18 protein-coding genes are annotated in these 20,216 nt (G+C 53.2%); 6 read left to right on the forward strand and 12 right to left on the reverse strand.

All coding sequences use genetic code 11. The annotated features are described in order from the left end of the window. Positions 1 to 41 precede the first annotated feature (41 nt). Complete coding sequence (locus IBT54_RS02165) at positions 42 to 590, forward strand: sigma-70 family RNA polymerase sigma factor (RefSeq protein WP_013196003.1); 549 nt, start codon at positions 42 to 44, stop codon at positions 588 to 590. Further along, on the forward strand, positions 587 to 1,264 hold the full coding sequence (locus tag IBT54_RS02170) for an anti-sigma factor domain-containing protein (protein ID WP_201251464.1): 678 nt from the start codon (positions 587 to 589) through the stop codon (positions 1,262 to 1,264). Before IBT54_RS02165 ends, IBT54_RS02170 begins: the two co-directional genes overlap by 4 nt. A gap of 224 nt (positions 1,265 to 1,488) precedes the next feature. Here the strand turns inward: IBT54_RS02170 and IBT54_RS02175 are convergent, their stop codons facing one another. From IBT54_RS02175 to IBT54_RS02185, 3 genes are read right to left on the reverse strand one after another with little or no spacing between them, the layout of a single operon-like run. Next, positions 1,489 to 2,748 (reverse strand): glycerate kinase, encoded by a 1,260-nt coding sequence (locus IBT54_RS02175; protein WP_201251465.1) that lies wholly within the window; start codon positions 2,746 to 2,748, stop codon positions 1,489 to 1,491. Between the two features lie 2 nt (positions 2,749 to 2,750). Then, complete coding sequence (locus IBT54_RS02180) at positions 2,751 to 3,839, reverse strand: tartrate dehydrogenase (RefSeq protein WP_095707979.1); 1,089 nt, start codon at positions 3,837 to 3,839, stop codon at positions 2,751 to 2,753. A 14-nt stretch (positions 3,840 to 3,853) separates the two neighbouring features. After that, the gene (locus IBT54_RS02185; RefSeq protein ID WP_201251466.1) at positions 3,854 to 5,164 is read right to left on the reverse strand and encodes an MFS transporter; all 1,311 of its coding nucleotides are present in this window, start codon (positions 5,162 to 5,164) and stop codon (positions 3,854 to 3,856) included. A gap of 128 nt (positions 5,165 to 5,292) precedes the next feature. Between IBT54_RS02185 and IBT54_RS02190 the strand changes: the two genes are divergently transcribed. Beyond that, positions 5,293 to 6,201 (forward strand): LysR family transcriptional regulator, encoded by a 909-nt coding sequence (locus IBT54_RS02190; protein ID WP_201251467.1) that lies wholly within the window; start codon positions 5,293 to 5,295, stop codon positions 6,199 to 6,201. 119 nt (positions 6,202 to 6,320) lie between these two features. Here IBT54_RS02190 and eptA read toward each other — a convergent pair whose 3' ends face one another. Then, on the reverse strand, positions 6,321 to 7,970 hold the full coding sequence (gene eptA, locus IBT54_RS02195; RefSeq protein WP_201251468.1) for a phosphoethanolamine transferase EptA: 1,650 nt from the start codon (positions 7,968 to 7,970) through the stop codon (positions 6,321 to 6,323). A 474-nt stretch (positions 7,971 to 8,444) separates the two neighbouring features. On the opposite strand from eptA, the gene IBT54_RS25425 reads away from it, so the two are divergent. Further along, the gene (locus IBT54_RS25425; protein WP_370585054.1) at positions 8,445 to 8,627 is read left to right on the forward strand and encodes a hypothetical protein; all 183 of its coding nucleotides are present in this window, start codon (positions 8,445 to 8,447) and stop codon (positions 8,625 to 8,627) included. 106 nt (positions 8,628 to 8,733) lie between these two features. On the opposite strand, the gene IBT54_RS02205 is transcribed toward IBT54_RS25425, so the two are convergent. The 5 genes from IBT54_RS02205 to IBT54_RS02225 all read right to left on the reverse strand — a co-directional run bounded on the left by IBT54_RS02205 (position 8,734) and on the right by IBT54_RS02225 (position 14,830). Next, positions 8,734 to 10,047 (reverse strand): FAD-binding oxidoreductase, encoded by a 1,314-nt coding sequence (locus IBT54_RS02205; protein WP_013196016.1) that lies wholly within the window; start codon positions 10,045 to 10,047, stop codon positions 8,734 to 8,736. 188 nt (positions 10,048 to 10,235) lie between these two features. Next, positions 10,236 to 10,853: a dTMP kinase gene (locus IBT54_RS02210; RefSeq protein WP_201251469.1), complete on the reverse strand. Its 618-nt coding sequence runs from the start codon at positions 10,851 to 10,853 to the stop codon at positions 10,236 to 10,238. A 364-nt stretch (positions 10,854 to 11,217) separates the two neighbouring features. Continuing rightward, a complete protein-coding gene (locus IBT54_RS02215) occupies positions 11,218 to 11,904 on the reverse strand; it encodes a hypothetical protein (protein WP_201251470.1) in 687 nt (228 codons plus the stop codon). A 192-nt stretch (positions 11,905 to 12,096) separates the two neighbouring features. Beyond that, positions 12,097 to 12,627 (reverse strand): GDYXXLXY domain-containing protein, encoded by a 531-nt coding sequence (locus IBT54_RS02220; RefSeq protein ID WP_095707987.1) that lies wholly within the window; start codon positions 12,625 to 12,627, stop codon positions 12,097 to 12,099. Beyond that, entirely contained in the window at positions 12,620 to 14,830 is a 2,211-nt protein-coding gene (locus IBT54_RS02225; protein WP_201251471.1) for a DUF2157 domain-containing protein, read from the reverse strand. The genes IBT54_RS02220 and IBT54_RS02225 overlap by 8 nt, the downstream gene beginning before the upstream one ends. Positions 14,831 to 15,211: 381 nt before the next feature. On the opposite strand from IBT54_RS02225, the gene IBT54_RS02230 reads away from it, so the two are divergent. Further along, positions 15,212 to 16,558, forward strand: coding sequence for an esterase-like activity of phytase family protein (locus IBT54_RS02230; RefSeq protein ID WP_201251472.1), 1,347 nt, complete (start codon positions 15,212 to 15,214; stop codon positions 16,556 to 16,558). A 211-nt stretch (positions 16,559 to 16,769) separates the two neighbouring features. On the opposite strand, the gene IBT54_RS02235 is transcribed toward IBT54_RS02230, so the two are convergent. The 3 genes from IBT54_RS02235 to IBT54_RS02245 form a co-directional block, all read right to left on the reverse strand. Next, entirely contained in the window at positions 16,770 to 17,333 is a 564-nt protein-coding gene (locus IBT54_RS02235; protein ID WP_201251473.1) for a TetR/AcrR family transcriptional regulator, read from the reverse strand. Positions 17,334 to 17,581: 248 nt separating this feature from the next. Beyond that, positions 17,582 to 18,283 (reverse strand): glutathione S-transferase family protein, encoded by a 702-nt coding sequence (locus IBT54_RS02240; RefSeq protein WP_033784918.1) that lies wholly within the window; start codon positions 18,281 to 18,283, stop codon positions 17,582 to 17,584. A gap of 440 nt (positions 18,284 to 18,723) precedes the next feature. After that, positions 18,724 to 19,338 (reverse strand): protein phosphatase CheZ, encoded by a 615-nt coding sequence (locus tag IBT54_RS02245; RefSeq protein ID WP_095707992.1) that lies wholly within the window; start codon positions 19,336 to 19,338, stop codon positions 18,724 to 18,726. 452 nt (positions 19,339 to 19,790) lie between these two features. On the opposite strand from IBT54_RS02245, the gene IBT54_RS02250 reads away from it, so the two are divergent. Further along, positions 19,791 to 20,216 carry a VOC family protein gene (locus tag IBT54_RS02250; protein ID WP_201251474.1) on the forward strand — a complete coding sequence of 142 codons (426 nt, stop codon included), beginning with the start codon at positions 19,791 to 19,793 and terminating at the stop codon, positions 20,214 to 20,216.

Consider the following 20,216-nt stretch of genomic DNA (forward strand, 5'->3'; position numbering starts at 1 on the left):
TAGCCACTGATACTGTGGCTACACCTTTAACAGGGAAGCCGATGACAAAAACTGTGCCTCATATTCAGGCTGACTTAATGAACCAGATTGCCTGCGGCGATAAATCTGCGCTGGCGCAGCTCTATCACGTCCTCTCACCCCGGCTTTACGGCATTATTCTGCGTATGGTCAGACGGCGCGACTGGGCAGAAGAGATCCTCCACGACACCTTTATTCAAATCTGGCAGTCGGCAAACTACTACGACCACAAGCGCAGTGAACCGCTCATCTGGCTCAGTCACATTGCAAGAAACAGAGCGATCGATTTTCTGCGTAAACACGAGAACAGATGCTGTTCGATAGAGGAAATCAGCGAAGCGGAAGCGGGTTTTGAGCGTTCACGTCCCTCTGACGACAGTCCTGCTGAGGCGCGTCGCCTTCAGCACTGTATGGCGCAGTTACCGTCAGAACAGCGACAAAGCCTTTCGCTCGCCTATTATCGTGGTCTGTCACAAAGTGAGATCGCACTCTCCATGAGCCAGCCCGAAGGCACGGTAAAAAGCTGGATCCGTCGCGCGTTAACCCATCTTCGGGAGTGCATAGGCTTATGACTGGTCAGGAAAACGATGATCTCACTGCCGCGGAATATGTGCTTGGGCTAACGGACGCTGACACCCGGCAACGGCTGGATAAACGCTTTAATGACGATGCAGCCTTTGCCGCTGAGGTGGTGCGCTGGCAGAGCGCGTTCAGTGGCATTGACCTGACGACTCAGGAGGTCGCCCCGCCTTCTGCACTCTGGCAGCAGATTGCGCAGAATCTTGAGCGGAAACCTGGCATCCCCGGCAATAAACGCAAACAGCAGCATCCCGGATTCTGGCTCGGCTGGGGCCTCGCCGCGGCAATGACCGGCATCCTCGTATTTAGCTGGGTGACGAAGCCTGATGCGACACACGCGCTGCAGCCGATCGCGGTACTCAGCGGCGCGCAGCCTGATGTACAGTTTGTGGTGAGTCTGGACAAGCGCGCGTCATTAATTCAGGTTTCTGCACTGAACGTCACGCTGCCAGAAAATAAAAACTTACAGCTGTGGCTGATTAAGGGCAGTGCTCCGCCACAATCATTGGGACTGATCGATCACCGTGACAGTAACGCCTTTAAGTTGCCTTCCGGGGAGCTGGATAATAAGACCATACTGGCGGTAAGTCTGGAACCGGTGGGTGGTTCCAAACTCAGCGGGCCGTCCGGGCCGGTGATTTTCCAGGGCAAAGTCACGCTGCTTTAACTTTCATCAGCAGGGATTTATCTGCCGCCTGGCGGTTATTGCACGTTTTGGCCTGGAAGAGGGGTAGCCAGGCCAAAACGTGCATCAGAAGGTCAGTCTGTGTTTTTTGATTTGATGGCTGAAATGAGTCGGCCCCTCAGCCAGCCCGTTCCTGAATGGCCAGGGCAGTAATTTGCGTTAACGGATAAAACGTCGCTCCCCCGGCACGCGGGAGAGCGACACGCTCACGCAATCAGGATTGCCCGGATATCGTTGACGTTTGTTAACGTAGGACCGGTTATCAGCAGATCATCCAGCGCGTGAAAATAGCTGTAACTGTCATGGTTATCGAGAGAGTTAAGCGCATTAAGGCCGCTCAGTTTGCCGCGTATGAGTGTGTCCGGAAAGACTAACGCCCCTGCCGCATCTTCTGTGCCATCAATACCGTCACTGTCACCAGCGATGGCCCAGATACCCTCCTGACCCTGCAATGCACAGGCAAGGCTGAGCAGAAACTCGGTATTACGTCCCCCTTTCCCAGCCTGACCCTGCCTGACCGTCACGGTAGTCTCACCTCCCGACAATAGCAGCGCAGGACCGCGAACCGGCTGACCATGCTGCTTCACCGATCTGGCGATACCGGCCATCACCACCGCCACTTCACGGCTTTCACCCTCTATTGCGTCCCCCAGAATCAGCGGCGTCAGCCCGTGCAGGCGTGCGGCCTGCGCCGCCGCCTGCAACGCCAGCGCAGGTGCCGCGATCAGCCTGACTTCACTGTTCACTGCGTTTTCCACCGGACTGGCGGGCTGGTTCAGTACTTTGCGAACCGCTTCAGGGACCGCAATACCGTAACGTTCGAGCATCCTGAGCGCGTCGGATGGCGTACTGTGATCGGCAACGGTAGGGCCGGACGCTACGTCCGTCGGGTCATCGCCCGGCACGTCGCTGATGATCAATGACACGATACGCGCCGGCTGCGCCAGGCGTGCCAGCTTGCCGCCTTTTACTGCGGAAAGATGGCGACGGACCAGATTCATCTCCCTGATGCTGGCACCACTGTGCAGCAGTGCGCGGGTAATTTTCTGCTTATCTGCCAGCGTCAGTTCCGGTGCAGGCAGCGCCATCAGCGCTGATCCTCCCCCTGAAATCAGCGCCAGCACCAGATCATCCGGTGTTAACCCGCGCAACGTCTCCACAATCAGCATCGCCGCCGTTTCGCTCATGGCATCTGACACCGGGTGGGCCGCCTCGATAATACGGATGCGTCCGGCAGGCACCGCGTGCCCGTAACGCGTGACGACGACGCCTGACACATCCACATCCGGCCAGGCCGCATCGACCGCTGCCGCCATCGCCGCTGAGGCTTTACCGGCACCGATCACTACACAGCGGCCACGCGGTTTTTCCGGCAGGTTCGGCGGGATAACCGGCCCGGCCCGGGCGCTGTCAACAGCGTGCTGAAAAATATCGTGAAGGATCGTCGCGGCCTGTTCATTTCTCATGGTTATGCCGTCTCGGTAACGTCAGCGCTGGCTTCGATAAACTGCACGACCGCGCGGGTGACGTCAGCGGTCGTGGCAGTGCCACCCACATCCGGCGTCAGAATGCCTTTCTCGCAAACATATTCGATGCTGTCCATAATCAGCGCAGCGGCGTCACGTTCGCCCAGATGCTCCAGCATCTGTACGGCGGTCCAGAACGTGGCTATCGGGTTTGCGATGCCTTTGCCGGTAATGTCGAAGGCTGAGCCATGGATCGGTTCAAACATGGAAGGGAAGCGGCGTTCGGGATCAATATTGGCGGTCGGTGCAACGCCCAGACTTCCGGCCAGCGCACCGGCAAGGTCTGAAAGGATATCGGCGTGCAGGTTAGTGGCAACGATGGTATCCAGCGTCTGCGGATGCAGCGTCATACGGTGTGTCATGGCATCGACCAGCATTTTGTCCCACTGCACATCCGGGAACTCAAGCGCCACTTCGGCGGCGATTTCATCCCACATCACCATCCCGTGGCGCTGGGCATTCGATTTGGTCACTACTGTCAGCAGTTTGCGCGGACGGGACTGCGCCAGTCTGAAGGCATAGCGCATAATCCGCGTCACACCAACGCGGGTAAAGATCGCCACCTCGGTACCCACTTCTTCCGGTAAACCACGATGTGTGCGGCCTCCATTCCCGGAATATTCACCTTCGGAGTTTTCACGCACAATGACCCAGTCCAGATCGCCCGGACCGCGGTTTCGCAGCGGAGAGGTTACGCCAGGCAGGATTTTGGTGGGTCTGACATTGGCGTATTGATCGAAACCCTGGCAAATGGGCAGACGCAGACCCCACAGCGTAATGTGGTCAGGTACATCCGGTGCGCCGACCGCGCCAAAGTAAATAGCATCAAATGTCTTCAGCGTGTTCAGCCCGGTTTCCGGCATCATCACGCCATGCTGTTTGTAATAATCTGAGCCCCAGTCAAACGTCTCGATCTCAAACTTCAGCTGCGGATTGTGGCGTGTCAGCGCCTGCAGAACTTCAATACCCGCTGAAATAACTTCCGGACCGATACCGTCGGCAGGGATGGCAGCAATTTTGTAATTACGCATAGTAACTTCTCCAGTTAATGAGTATGAGGATGAGGAATTTCGGCTGTTTGCGGCTTATTCGTTCTGGCAGAGAGAATCAGAACAACCAGAACAGAGAGCCCCAGTAATCCGGCGACAAAGTAGAGGCCCCAGGTATAGCTACCCGTCTGCTGACGGATCACGCCAATCATCATCGGGCCGATAAATCCGCCGAGGTTGCCAATCGAGTTGATGGTAGCGATGCCCGCCGCTGCCGCCGGCCCGCTGAGGAAGAGCGTCGGCATACTCCACAGTGGGGGCTTGGAGGCACTGATACCTGCGGTGACCAGGCTCAGGGCGACGATGACGGTGAAAAGCGTGCTGACGTTACCGGCATAAATCAGTCCGACGGCAGCCAGCAGGCACGCGCTAATCACATGCCAGCTGCGTTCCCGGGTGCGGTCAGAGTGCCGCGCCCAGAGGATCATGGCGATAACTCCGATTACAGCCGGAAAGGCGTTCAGGAAACCTATCTCCATTGAGGTCGCGCCGAAGCTGCGGATAATCTGCGGTGACCAGATGCCAAGCGTGTACAACCCGGCCGATGTACCGAAGTAGACCAGAGCCAGCGCCAGCACGCGTTTATCCGCCAGTCCCTGCCAGGCGCTGGTGTGGCTCTGTTTTGCTGCCCGGGCCTGCTCCTCAGCGCGCATAGTGTTTTCCAGCCAGGTACGTTCCTCGTCGGTCAGCCATTTCGCTTTGGCCGGGCGGTCGGTAAGAAAGAACAGGACAACCACGCCGAGCAGTAATGCCGGTATCGCTTCAACGACGAACATCCACTGCCAGCCGGCATAACCCAGAAAGCCATGCATCTCCAGCAGTGCTGCCGAGATGGGCGATCCGAGTGCCGTAGAAAGGGGCGCTGCAGCCATAAAAATCGCCGTAACCTGAGCGCGTTTTGCTGCCGGGAACCAGTAGCTGAGATAGAGGATGATGCCGGGAAAAAAACCGGCCTCCGCCACGCCGAGCAGAAAACGCAGAACATAAAAGCTGGTTGTGCCCTGCACAAAGGCCATACAGCCTGAAACCAGGCCCCAGGTGATCATCACGCGGGCAATCCAGATGCGGGCACCGACTTTATGCAAAATTAAGTTTGACGGGACCTCAAACAGAAAATAGCCGAGAAAGAAAATGCCAGCGCCCAGCCCGAATACGGTGGGTGAAAATCCCAGATCCTGGTTCATGGTCAGGGCCGCAAAACCGATGTTCACCCGGTCCAGAAATGCGATGAAATACAGCAGCATGATAAAAGGAATGATGCGAAGGGTAACCTTGCGCATAACCTTTTTTTCGAGGTCATTATTCATTTCGCGATGCTCCACAGTCATGTAGGGTTGTTATTGTTTTGTAATAATCCCAGTATGAAGTTTTGAGCAGCTTTATCATCGGCACTGCTTTATACAAATAATTTGCATAATCAGATTCTGGTAAAAAAATGGATATAAATCAGTTACGTTGCTTTATTGTGCTGGGTGATGAACTTCACTTTGGACGGGCTGCCCGTAAGCTTGAAATGATGCCTGCGTCACTGAGTCGCTTCATCAGACTGCTTGAAGAGGATTTGGGAATAAGGCTGCTGAACCGCTCAACCAGAAATGTCTCGCTGACGCCTGAAGGAGCGGCTTTCCTCAATGAGGCCAAAACCGTTATCGCGGATTTCGATGCGCTGCGGTTGAGGTTCCTTAAAAACAGCTTAACGCAGAAAAGAACGCTGCGAATTGGCGCTATTGATAGCGCCGCCAGAGGACTACTGCCGAAACTCATTAATCTGTTTGTCAGGCAGTTTCCTGAGGCGGATATCCATATTACGGAAGATAAATCTCACACTCTTATTCCGCGGCTTTTATCGGGGTGGCTGGATGTGGTCCTGATACGCCCTCCTGAACAGGTTGATGCCATGCTGACGACGCGTTTCATTGCTAATGAAACCTGCGTGCTCGCTGTTCCGGCCCATCACCGGCTTGTTGATTATCCCGAGGTCACTATCCGTGATTTTTGTCATGAGCCGGTGATCATGCCAGAAAGGCGTACCCGGCCTCACAGCCATGATCTCACGATGAATGTGTTCAAAGCGGGTGGCTGCACACCCGTCATTGCACAGTATGCTGAAGAGAAACAGACCATCCTGAGCTTTGTTGCCGCCGGTCTGGGCATTGCTCTGGTGCCGTCATCCTATAAAAATATGAATGCTGACGGGGTTAAGTATCTGACTCTTTCGCCAGCCATTGACATTGAGGGGCTTCCGCTCAGTGCGATGTGGCATCAGGGAAACAATAATCTTTATGTCAGCGCCCTGCTGGATATGCTCGCTGATAACCTCGACGCGCTGACACGTGAACTGTAAATATCGATTATTTTCAGGAATAAATTACTGGATCAGATAAGTTATTTTACCTGAGCGATGTACAGTTTTACCGATAGCATCCAGCCAGATAAAAGCCCCCATCAGGGGCTTTATCACTCTTATTTCTCTGCGGGCGTATTGCGACATGTCGCCAGTATATCGTCTGCTGCGACATATTCGCGGGTCTGAACGCCGGTCATGCCCAGCATGGTTGAAAAAAGATTATCCTGAGAATATTTTTGCGAAGTCGCCATCCGGTTCAGGCATGTATAGTCAACGGCATAACGCTGCTGGTAATCGGGTGACAGCCAGATCAGCAGCGGCACGCGAGTCTGAAATTCAGGTGCGATAGCATAGGGCAGGCCATGCAGATAGACGCCTTTCTCGCCCAGTGACTCACCATGATCTGACAGATAAACCAGACTGGTTGTAAACTTCTCCTGATGGGCTTTAAGTAATTCAATCGCTTTATCGACAATATAGTCCGCATAGAGAATGGTATTGTCGTACGTATTAATCAGCTGCTCCTGAGAGCACTCCTGTATCTGTTTCGTCTCACAGGTTGGCGTAAATTTACTAAACGCCGGGGGGTAACGATGATTATAGGTTGGGCCGTGGCTGCCAATCGTATGCAGTACAATAACGCCATTACCCTTAAGCTGGTTGATATAGGTCTCAAGGCCATGGAAAAGCACTTCGTCATAGCACTCGCCTTTGATGCACATTCCCGGAAGATTGAGGGCTGTCATACCCTGATTAGGCACCCGGTCGCAGGCACCTTTACATCCACCATCATTCTCGTGCCACAAAACGCTCAGGGCAGCCCGCTGAATAATATCCAGTAATCCCTCCTGATGACTGGCCAGCGCATCATCGTAGTGTCTGCGCGGCATATTTGAGAACATGCAGGGGACCGAGACCGCCGTAGAGGTGCCACAGGATGCGACGTCAGGGAAGTAGACAACGTCTTCTTCTGCCAGCAAAGGGTTGGTGGGGCGTGGGTAACCGCCCAGAGAAAAATTAGCGGCGCGGGACGTTTCGCCTACGACCAGAATCGTCAGGTTCTTTTTCGGGCCGTTAAGCATCTGGGGGCGTTGATGGGCATCTTCACCTATTTTCACCAGAGGAAGATTCGCCCGCTCGCGATGATTATAGTAAGAGAGCGAGGCAGCGATAAAATTAGAAGGGCTCAGGGATTTCAACAGCTGGTGGTTATTGCGAATCAGTGATGCATAGTCTTTATAAAAAAACATCGCTATCAGCGCTATTAATGCAACTGAAATAACTAGGCTTAACCCGCGCTGAAGTAATCCCTTCCACACCGGTACCGACTTTTTAAAAGCAGGCCAGAAAGCGAGTGCGGCCATAAAGAAGCCGGTAAAGAAAATGACTACTATCATCTTCGGCGTCAGCAGTGCCAGGCTTTCAGCGGGTGTGGTGTCCACCATATTGGTAATCATTGAACGATCAAGAACGATGCCATAGTGCTGAATAAAGTACTGGGCTATGGCAGCGACAATGATAAACAGCGCAATGGTTATCCTGTCCAGCCAGAAAAAGGAGGCCAGCGTCACCACACTATTTATCACACTAAAAGCGACAATCGGCATGGAAAGGAAAAACAGCATACTGCTCATCCCGTCCGGCGCGATAAGTGACCAGGCCTGTTTGTAAAAAGCGAAATTGAGGAAAACAGCGATGTATAGTGAGAATAGCAATATGAACGCGACGCGGGGCAATACGGGCTGACTGACATTAAATCGTGGCATAAAGGTATTCCATAACCTTGCGGAAATAAGCCAATAAAGGTCTTTCTGAAATAATCAGTAAGCGTTAATAAAATTTATATGCCAGCAACTCTGAGTTAAGTAGTTGATGACCGTGATAATGCAAATAACTGCTTTAAAACATCTGTTTAATATCGTTAACAACCTGATGGATTGACGATAGGCTCATTTTCAACCCTATCAATGTTAAGTAAAAGTGAACTTTTTGCTACACTTTGTGCGGTTTATGTAGCTAATTTGTGATGCCGATCACGCCGGTTCGTTTAAGAAAACGCGATTTTAAACCTGACAGGGTCGCGTTACTTAACGATTGGATAGCCGCCATGGATGCGGATGTGAACCGGAATTTATAGAGAAAATAGCGTCAGTGCCTGTTTATTCTTTTTCCCCCAGCCCGACAACGACATCTGGATGCCGCCTATTCTGTAGGTGATAAGAGAAGAGGGCGTCAGAGTAGTGGTCTATACCGGCTATGGCGAAAGCGCGATCATTCCAGCATTGTTCCGTGAATTAAAAGAGGCGGATATCATGCTGGAAGGTAATACAGACGAAGGCTATATCTCGCTTGGGACAGGCATTGGCAACATTCGTCGTATTAAACGTGTCGCGAAAGTTGTAAATGATTTATCCATTGAATAAACCGATCTGAAGTGAAACGAAATCAATAAGAACTCATATTTAACGAAAAGGCGGGCCTGAATAAATATCCTCGTAAGCGGTCTGTTCAGGCCCGTTTGTATAAAAATTAAACTTCCTTACGGCCCAGATATCGCTCTTTCATCAGCGACAGGGCAATGCCGATATCCAGTGCTGGCGAAGGGGGCATGACATTGGCTTTGCCCAGCGACAGCATATCTGCAATATGCGGGTTATCCTGTTTCATCATGAAATCCGCCAGCAGCGTGCCTGCCACGGTCTGCTTTGAAATGCCTGCGCCGTTACAGCCGCCTGCCGTGCAGAGAAACTTGTTCAGCATACCCCATTCCGGCGCGCCGTTACGCGTGACGCTGATGGTGCCAGACCAGGTGTGGGTGATCTTCACACTGCCCAGCGTCGGATAGACTTTCTTAAATAAGTGCTCATGCAGCCGGGTCGCCTCATAAGTTCGTGCCGCATTTACCTGGCCTCTGAGCGCGGGTATGACATGCTGGCGAATCAGGAAACGGCGATCTGAGGTAAAACGGAAGGTCGCTCCGGCAATGGCGTTAACCGGCGTGAGTCCCCAGCTCTGCATCGGGGGCAGGGTAGCCAGTTGTTCGTCCGTCAGCGGATCGGTGATGCTGGCGAAGGTAGCCATAGCAGCCTGACGCGAAAGGCCCGAACGCAGCTCCGGCGATAGTGCATTGGTAGCCAGCATCACTTTTGGCGTTTTGATCACCCCAAAAGGTGTCAGCACTTCAGCCATGCTGCCGTAACGGATCCCCAGCACGGGTGTGTTATCGAAGCGCTGAACATTCTCAGGTAAACACGCGTTCATGCCGGCAATCAGCTGCGCCGGATTAACCAGCACGCAGCCCGGTGTATAAATTCCTTTGCTGTAAAAGTGCGTACCGAGTTTCTGGTACAGCTCCTCGCTGTCTGACATCTGCCACGGCTCGTTCATCAGATCGAGATGGCTGGCATACTCCTTTAAAATAGCGTCATTACCAGGTTCAGCCTGACAGTGATATTTGCCGACCCGTTCCCAGTCGCACTTAAGATGATGCTGAGAAATAACCTGCTCCAGCTGACGAATGCCTTCCTGAAGCAAATTCCGGTATGCGTTTGCCTTCTTTAATTCGGCAGTTGAACTGCCAATATTATGCGGCAGGCCGATAACGAAGCCGGAATTACGTGCCGATGCGCTTTGCTGTGTGCTATGAGCTTCGACGATGATGATTTTCAGGTTGGGATTGATTTCCGCGAGACGGCGCGCAAAGGCGACGCCTGCAAATCCTGCCCCGACGATGACCCAGTCTGCAGTGATATCGCCCTGCAACGCTGGCTGTGGCGAAAAACTGTGCTCACCCGCAGGCCAGCCCGGTTGGTTATGATTGAATGGTATTGATGCGTAGCGCAATTCCCTGTGCCTTATATGAAAAATAAAGCAATTTTATAGGGGAAAGAGGTATGCCTGTGCCAGCGGTAATCTGACTAATCTTGATTTCAGACAAGTAAAATAAAGGGTTTTTTCTGTACAACCCAATGCGCGCGGATTTGCGGAGGAAAGAGGATTACGCGCCCACAGAGTTATATGTTTTCTGCTCTTCAGGACCGATAAAGCACGCTGTTAATTTCAGCCACCACCTGCATCGTTGCCTCTTCAATGCTCCCTTCATTGCGGCATAAAAACCAGCCGTTATTCGCAGCTTCCTGCTCAAACGCGCGGGTGCAGGCGATATGTTCTTCAAGGCGGTGAATTACCGTACTTCCCAGGCCACGCGATCGTGCTGCGGCTCTTTCCCAGGATACCTCGGGCGCAGTGACCACTCCGACATGCAGATCGGGCGCGCGGACGTTGTGCGCACGGTTTAGCTGCAGAATCTCTGTAAAAGAAACCATCCGGCGAAACGCTGCATCCGATGGATACCAGCGATCCATCAGGATAACGCTGTCCTGTGGCTGTTTAGCCAGTACGTTCTGTGAAATCCAGGCGCGGCTGACAGCAAAGCGCTGACAGATTTCCCATTCCAGATCTGCCGAGGGATCTCTGGCGAGCCGGTTAACCAGTGCCATGGATTCCGCCCTGAAAGGATCGCTCTTTTTTTCGCTGAGTCGGATCACTTTCATATTATCTGCCCTCAGCACTTGCGTAATGGCCTCCAGAAGCGTGGTTTTACCGGCTCCCTTGGGGCCATCCAGAGAAACAAACAGCTGACGACTCATGCCCGCAATGACGATTGAGTCAGGATTTCAGTAAAAGGTACATTCGCCAAAAGCATGTTATTTCCTGGTGTGATAAGCGGGTATTTTCCTGAGCCGTCGGCCCTGGTTGCGAAAACAAAATCGAGGAGTATTCACAGACAACAATGTAACGGCTCTGCATGGCAGGCTTTATCATCCTCTTTGCGTGTTCATGAATTAAAACCTGCGTCCTGTAGTTTACGGGAACAGCCAGGTAAACGAAAAGATCCTGATTTAGTCTGCTGACGGAGGGTTTGAGAGAAAAACGGACCTGAACCTATGCGGCTATAAGTAAGCTCACACAGATGCAGGCCAAAAATCGTTTCTGACAGGGAATCACATCGCATCAGTTAACCCGTAATGGGTAACATTTTGTCCAGTTGTAGTTGATCTTTGCCAGCGTCAGTTCTCCGGCGACCTCCCCAAAATCAACGGCCTGACGTTCCAGAAAATAGTGACGTAAGGTTGCGGGTATAAAAGCCGCGTTGTAACGCAGCAGGGTGCTGTGCCAGAAGGGGGGCGGTAATAGGCTGCCCGAATGACGCATCATCAGCTCATTTTTCCAGTCAGAGTTGAGCACCTTTTCGCAGAATGACTGGCGCATGGTTACAACAGGACTTTCAGGGATCCCTGCGAGCAACAACTGACCGGGCAACGCAACGAGCCGGAGATGCCTGATAACGATTTTCTTCGCCTCAAATCCGGTCCAGATAGCCGTCAGCTGATCCACTTTTTCGGGCAACGGCGCGTTTTCGTGATAGAGCGGCAGGGTCAGAGGTAAGAAGGTAAAATGAAAACCGTCTGCTGGCAGAACATCGGCCAGCGGATCATCTTGGGTAAGTTGCTGCAGTTCACGCAGCAGACGTGAGACATCTGAGGACACAGACGGCTGTATGCCTGCTGCGAGAGCGAGTTTTACCGGATCGTAGTAGTTACCTTGCCTGATATCGCCAATGCCTGCATTTTCCCTCCACATCGCAACGGTATTCTCATTTGCAGAACGGTAAATGTTGTGCAGATTCATCGATTCCATATCAGACCTTTTGCCATTTAAATCTGTTTGTCGCTAAGGATATTTCTGACTGACGTTTCAGGCTACCTGATTAATCCGATGGCCGCAGACCTGCGAAGGCATCGTGATGCGCTGCTACAGAAATCCTTTCAGTAAGAATATTTAGTCCGGCTGTCAGTCTGATCTGTGCACATTAGCTTGCGTCTTGCATAGCTAAGGCTGAATCACCTTTCCCTGCTCATCAAGCAGATCTGTCAGGAGAGCTGTGCCATCGTTCCCCACGCGGAATGCCCCGTAGCGTGCCTGCGCGAAACGCTCGCCATGACCTTCCTGAAAGAAATAAGCGTTGGTGCCGACGGTCAGCGATCCGGAGTGTTGATGGTATTTCACTCGTAGCTGATTCGTCTGTAGCGGCTCACCCTGATCAAACCGGGCCTGAGTTGCATGACGCTGCGCATCGAGATCCACAATCAGGGTCCTGCTGGTGGGCAGGCATGGCGATGACCGGGTCGCGCCGCAGGCCACCGCCTGTTGATACAGTGTCTGCTCCAGCGATCGGGTGAGGGCATAATTCAGGGCCATGTAATCACCCTGCATCAGGGATCGCGGGTCAACTGGCGCAAGGGGTAAAATCATGATCGCGCCCTGTTTAAGCAACTGCTCTTTTTGCCAGATGCTGATATTAACGGTCACCAGCGCCAGCGCTATCACTGCGCCTGCCAGCCATCGGCTCTTATTACGCATTCTCACTCGCACCTCCGATTTGTGCGGGTAACACTTTTGTGACGCCCCACGCCAGCCCCAGCAAAACCAGACCGCCAGCCAGCAGTAACAGCGCTTTATGCAGCAGTAGCACTTCCAGGAAGTAATACCAGCCAATGACATAGAGCACCAGGAACCCGCTACTGACCACCAGCAATCCCGGACTTCCCAGATAACGCGCCATCAGAATTAACCATAAGCCCAGCCCGATACCTGGGGCATAAAGGGCGGCAGCCCCGCAGATAAGGGTGGCGGGCAGCGTGATTATCGAAAACAGCGGCTGACCGCTTCTTTTCTGACTGAGCGCACTCAGCACTACACCTGCCGCAATACCGGTGCCTGTCGCAGACTGAAGCATAGAAAACTGTGCAGAAGACCAGAAGAAATCCATGAGAACCGCCGCGTTTATTCCGGGGAAACTCAGCAGCATCAGACCCGTCGGGATGCCATACAGCAGCGGATGTACGGCGTCAGCATAGGATCCTGCCAGTAATTCCAGCTGATGGCTGACAATCCACAGCCACAAAAACATCACCGCTCCCACCAGCAGGGAAACAGCAACGCGGCCTGCCGTTGGCGACAGGTAGTGCAGGGAAAGTAAATAGCCTGCCAGCACCAGAAAAAAAGTCAGGGCAGTGATGGCCATAAAGCGGTAAGTGCGGTCAGGCATCGCCACCGCCATCGCTGTAAGAATCGGTAATGCGCACAGTGAGCTCAGCATCATAAAGCTGACGTCATTGCTCTGGATTTGTAACACAACGCCGAAAACCAGACCGCACGTCGCCGCAATAGCCCATGCCAGCCCGAGGTGATACTTACCGTCACGATCGCTGCGTAACAGGCCGCGGGCAATCACGGCGAGGACCAGTGAAGGCAGGATAAGGGTGACAGCATTCTGGTCATCGAGCAGGTCGGTGGAATAGAGCACCAGCGCCATCAGTAACAGAGTAATGATCGCGGCGACCCAGCCTCCGACGCTCAGCGCCAGCCTCAGATACCAGGGCAGGTCCGACGCGTGACCACGTTGCTTAATCTCCCTGATCTGTGCGTCGCTCAGCAGGCCCTGCTGACGAAAGGCGTCTGTCAGTAAGGTCAGCCTGGCCGGAGCCAGATCGAACGGCCCCTTTTCAGCCAGTTTGCGCTGCCACTTCAGCAGGATCGAACCATTTGCCGCTACCCAGAAAATCATCAGGACGCCGGTCAGATACAGGTCAGCCGTAACATAGGCCACCAGGAATAACTGCATGATCAGCGCGCAGCCCACAACCGTCAGGCTGGCGATGCCCAGCGTCAGCATGCAGAGATCCACATGGCGATAACGGTACAGGTAATAGCCTGCCAGCAGGGTAACCACCCAGCCGCCCGTGACAAACGTAAAGTGGTTAGCGCCGTGCCCGTCAGAGATATTCCCGGCCACGATGGTGGTCAGCAACAGCAGTAAAAATCCGGCCATGACGCGTGAGAACCAGCGGCTTGCCAGCCAGCTCTGAGGGTGATGCGTTATTGCCCGCCAGGCCAGAACTTCCCTGATAATCAGGCAGGCTGCCAGCAGCGCCAGATAGCCGTGCAGCACTGTCGTCGGGAGCCAGAAGAAGCTGTCAGACACGGCAAGGTCCAGCAGTGACGTGGGCAACGTGGTGGTGTAATAGAGCTGGAACGCCAGGTTAGCGACCAGCCAGCTGCAAAACCACAGGCTGTTTTGCCGGGCAATCAGCGCCAGCGGCAGAAGAACGCATAACCAGGCCCGGAAGAGCTCCCAGCTATCCGCACCCGTCTGATAAATCTGCCCGTAAAGCGCAAACAGGGCACCGAAACTTAATCCTGCTGCCAGCAATGCGCTGCGTGCCAGCGTGCTGTACCAGCGCCACCAGACCACTACCGCCAGCGCGACGATCAGCAGTTCGGCCAGGGCAAATTTCGCCATCTTCGGCATCCAGGCCCAGTTCCAGGCAATAAAAAACACCGACCCGGCAACCAGTGACAGTAATCCCAGAAAGCAAAGTACCGGGATAAGAAACTGACGCCACTGCGCATCTGAGGGTCTGATACCACAGAAAGCAAAGATGCGCTGGCAGGTCTCCGGGCTCAGGCTTCCTGTTTTGACCAGATGCCCGATTTGACGGCAAAGATATGCTGCCGTTCGTGATGGCATCCCGGTTATCTTATCGGCCGTAATCTCCCTCATATTTTCCCTGCCTCTGTTTGCGGTATGACTTTAATGATGACGTTAACCACGGTTCTTCCCTGTGATGGCGCTTTGATGAGCGGCAGATAATTTTGCTGAACAAATGTAAACATCTTTTCCGGGATATAACAGCGTAAATCAAAGGCGGGGAGTGAACGCTGCGCGATCTGTCGCATTGTTATGATCGTGAGCATCGTTAACCAGAAGCCCCTCAGTTTACTGATGTCCTGATACGGACCGTATTGTCTGAACAGACAGTTTCATCCCGCTTACCTCACGGGAGAATAATCACTCGTTTCACCTTCAATGTTTCCCGGTGATTTCATTTTTCTGTCATTTTTATTCTCTAGGCTCGTGTCTTTCCTTAACGGATATAAAAATATGAAAATAAAAGCGATTTCTCTGGTTATCGGTTGCGCACTCTCTTTATCAACGCTAGCGGCACAGCCAAAGGTCGAACGTTACATCGTCAGTTTCCCCGAAGGAACGCGCGTGAGTTACAACGGTGCCTTCGCCAGCGCATTTCCTCAGGGTCTGCCGGTGGGTATCGGCTCTGGTTTGCTGTTTACCGGTAAGCAGGGGGATACGCTGACCTTTGTTACCGTCACCGATCGCGGACCCAATGCCGACTCGCCTGATGTGGGAAAGAAAGAGGCAAAAATTTTCGTCACGCCGGACTTCGCCCCGCTGCTGATGAATATTCAGGTGCAGAACGGCAAAGCCGAGGCCACAGATGCCCGACCGTTGCATGACGACAAGGGCAACGTTAACGGATTGCCGTTGCAGGATGGCGTCATCGGATCAACCAATGAGGTCGCGCTAAGCGATACGCTGAAAGCGCTGCAGGGCGATAACCGTGGTCTGGATACGGAAGGCATTACGCCGGATGGCAAGGGCGGATACTGGCTGTGCGATGAGTATGGTCCGTTCCTGATTAACGTAGATGAGCGCGGTAAAATCCTGGCGATTCACGGGCCGCAGGCCGCCGAAGGGGAGAAATCCATCGCGGGCGGTCTGCCGAACATACTCAAATGGCGTCAGCCAAACCGTGGCTTTGAGGGGATCACCCGCATGCCCGATGGGCGTATCATCGCCGCGGTACAGAGCACACTGGATATCGACGGTAAAAGTAAAAAGCAGGCGCGCTTTACCCGCCTGGTGAGTTTCGATCCGGCGACCGGGAAAACTGCCATGTATGGATATCCGATCGACAGCGAGGCTTACAGTAAAAACAGTGACGCAAAAATTGGCGATATCGTGGCGATCGACAATCAGCATATCCTGCTGATAGAGCAGGGCACCGACAAAAACGATGCGATGCGCAACCTTGTCTATAAGGTGGATCTCAGCCCCGCTACCGAGCTTTCAGCATATGATAAGCCCGGTGAATATCCCGAGTCTGACGACGAGAAAACGCTGCTGAAACGCGGCATAAAGTTCGCTGCTAAAAAGCTGGTGGTTGATTTACGTCAGCTGGGCTGGCAGCAGGAGAAAGCCGAAGGGCTGGCGCTGATCGACAATAAAACGCTCGCGGTCACTAATGACAATGACTTTGGCGTGAAAGCGGTGATGCAGAATCCGGTTGAAGGTAAGAAGCGTAAGGATTATCGGGTGACGGAGCAGGGGGCGCTTACGGTGGATGACAAGCCGGTTGCCACGACCATCGGGCTGAAGCTGCTGAAGAAACCGGAGTCAGACAGTGAATTGTGGATTATCACACTGGCGTAATCGCTGAAATAAATGCTTTCCTGATCCGAAGCTTCACCCCTTCAGCGCAGGTGATGATGCGACACGGCGTAATACATTTGCTCTTGCCGGTCGCGCATTGAGCCAAAGGCGAGAATCCTGAGTGGAAAAGTACAGGCGCTACCGGGCGCCGCTTCGCATTGGTGCGCATGTAGCAAGCTGGATGTTAGCTAAAGTGAGTTGCTGACAGCGGCTATGCCGGCAGAGGTCCGAAGGCGCGATATGAATCCACCAGTGAATCGAAAAGCGCGATATCAGAGCGACTTCTGGCAATAAGCTGGGCACCGGCAATGGCTGTGAAAATTGCACGTGCTCTGGATTCACTCTCCTCTGATTCGCACACCTTTGCCGCCACCAGAAGCCTGTTCAGCCATGCAATGTTGACATCAGCGAACTTCTGAATCTCTTCGCTCATCTCAGGGGGTAAGGTATCTTTTTCCGCACCCATAAAACTGCCCAGGCAGAGACGATTGTCGGCCTCCAGCGATCTTCGGAATATTTCAGGAAAGCGATGCAGGGCATCAATCGGATAGGGACTTTCTGATTCGATTGTTTCCAGCGCGAGCGCACCGTCCTCCCAGTATCGTCTGGCAACCGCAGTGCCCAGAGCGGCCTTACCTGGAAAATGGTAATAAATACTCGCCGCTTTAATACCCACTTCCTGGGCGAGGTCGCGGAAATTCAGACCATTGTAACCCTGGGACTGGGCAATTTTTTTGGCCGCCAACAAAATGGCTTCCCTGGCGTTGACGCTCATCTTGATGCCTTTGGTATTGGGATAATCTCTTAAACTGGGAACGCTAATTTACAGCAAACGCTTACCGGGTGACAGGCAGATTGTCAGTAAGCGCAGTGAGTTCAATGCGTCCAGGATGCTCAGGCAGATGTCGCTCCATCAGGATTCAGCAAGCGACATCGACAGCCGACGCTTTCCGGAAAACCATGCTCACCGGGAAAGTCAGCAGATAACGATCCCGGTGTACCAGCATTTCCAGTAAGAGCGGATTACCGGGCTGGCGAATCCAGCTCAGGAATGCCGCTATTGCCATCGGCGTAGGCTGCCTGGAAAGCGGGACGTTTAGTCCAGCGCTGCCAGTACGCATCTAAGAACTCAAAACGCTCGTCCAGTGGGGTGGCATTGACCGGGAATTTCGAGAAAGCGATCGCGGTTGCCAGCGTAATGTCTGAGAAGGTAGGAGCATCGCCGCCGAGCAGCCATTCGCGACCGTCTGACAGATGACTATTGACCAGAGCGGCATGAGACAACGCTTCCTTACGGCAGTGTTCGCCCCAGGCCTCATTTTTGGTCAGTTCCAGCTTGAAGCCGAGCCCGGTGTGCAACACGTGGAATGCGGTAACGATGCGGTACAGGATATGCACCCACACCCGGTTATCCCACATATTATCCAGACCCTGTTCCAGCGCGGTCTCCCCCATAATCCTGCGCCCCGGATATTCCTGATCAAGATAACGAACGATAGCAGCCGTTTCGGAAATATAACTACCGTCAGCCAGTTGAAGGGTAGGCGTCTCGCCCCACGGGTTCATATTCAAATGACGCCAGCCACGCTGTTCTCCTCCAGGAGACATGTCATAGATGGTCTCGGCAAACTGATCAGCGATGCCCTTTTCATGCATGAACAGACGCAGGCGCTGTGGGTTCGGAAAGGCCGAAGGCGAGGTGAAAAGCTGAAGTTTAGCGGTCATGGTCGATCCTGTGGGTTGGTGGCTGAGTTGCCTAACAATCGTTAGGTAGATAAACCTTAGCTGCAAGATCGACCCACGTCAATGCCTACCTAACATTTGTTAGGTAAATATTCTGGCAGTCCATCTGGTCGGTACAACATCTCAACGCAGGCTGAGCTGAAGGTGGGAAGAGGATGACGCAGGAGGGTTGAACGAATGCAGATGACGGGTGTGGAGCGATGCAAAAGGGTATTCAGGTGCAGTGCGATTCCGAAAAGGCTATGGAGTGGGGTGGTCGCAGTCAGGTCTGCCCCTGTAGCCGACGGGTGTCGGCATCTTAATGGGTTACGAAAACAGGCGGGCGCTACGAGCGGACGCTTAATAACACATCTGTTTTCAGTAAGAACGCCGGATTACCCTGATATTTATTGTCAGTGCTATCCGGGTTTCTTTCATTCGGTTTACATTCCCAGACTGGCCAGCAGGTCGTCTACATCATCCTGACTGGCAGGGGTTTCTGATGGGGAGGCGGGTTTAGACGGCGCACTGGCCGTGCCATGTGAGCCGGTGTTATCACGGATAACCTGTATCAGCTGCTGCTCAGCCTGATTCAGCACGGCCATCATCGCCTGAACTATCTGTCCGGTGAGATCCTGAAAGCCCTGTGACATCATAATTGCGTGCAACTGCTGTTGTGTCAGACCCGTGATACGAGGGACCTCATCCAGCAAGGCCGCGGTATCCACAGCTAGTGCCTGAGCCTGTTCTTTGTCCGACGGATTCCCGGAAGCGGCATCCCAGCGTTGTGTGAGCTTCTCCGCTTTTTCGCCCAGTTCGGTTTGCAGAGGCTGCGTGATCTCTACGCTGTTGATGACGCCCTCTGCGGCTTCACGGGTCATTGTGACCACATAACCCAGCCTTTCACGGGCGTTCGGGATACTTCCCGCCACATCGGCAATGGTTTTATCAAGGCCCAGCTGTTGCAGACTGTCGCGAAGCTGCCGCAGGATGTAGCCAGCACGTGCCGTAATCTCGGTAATTTCCTGCTGCTTACTATGGGTGTCGAATGGTGACATGGATGCTGTTTCCTGCGTACGAAGTTTCGATACCTGAGGTTATCGGCAGCGTCCGGCGGTTTATTAAATTTCCTGTGATTTTTCCCTCAGAACAGACGTATCAGAATGTTAAGAAGACGCCTCGGCGCGGATGTTGGCAGGTCTGGAAAGTGAAAATGTGGCTGAATATCTGTGTTCACACCGCGGGCTGATATGCCTGGAGCATGATGCCAGCGGTTACGTTTGTTTTGATCGGGAAGCGGACTTCAGTTGTGGTTCTAGAGCAGAGAACGTTACCGTCAGCAAAGTCACTTATTGAACAACAGAGGGCATGCCAGCTGCCGCCATTAATAAGGTGCTTTTGATAGCCGGTGCTCTGATTTAAAGCGGAAAGTGGCGTGTCAGGTAAATATTCATTGCTGCTGTGAACGGTATAGTATCTGTTGAGACAAACGGCGAGAGGTTGTAATCAAATGCTGACGTATATCACGATGGGTACAAATGACCTTCAGCGATCCGAGGACTTTTATGACGCTATTTTTAACGTCCTCGGCTATTCGCGACAGCCAGCCTGGACAGAGGGCTGGGCAATGTGGGGAGATGACAATAATCCGGATCAGGGGTTCAGCTTTTGTATTTGCCCTCCCTTTGATGGACATACCGCGACGGCTGGAAACGGAACCATGTTCGCATTCAGTGCAGATAACGCGGAACTTGTCAGACGCTTTCATGCAGCCGGCCTTCTTGCGGGTGGAGAGAATGAAGGCGCTCCAGGCACACGAACCTTATACGGCCCCGACTTTTATGTTGCCTATCTGCGCGATCCTGACGGGCATAAGCTGGCATGCGTTTGTCGGGGTTATTCTCCTGAAGCGGATAACTACACAGTCGAAGAATAG

Origin of the sequence: Pantoea sp. S62, assembly GCF_016658625.1 — a bacterium.
GTDB classification, from domain to species: Bacteria; Pseudomonadota; Gammaproteobacteria; order Enterobacterales; family Enterobacteriaceae; genus Pantoea; species Pantoea vagans.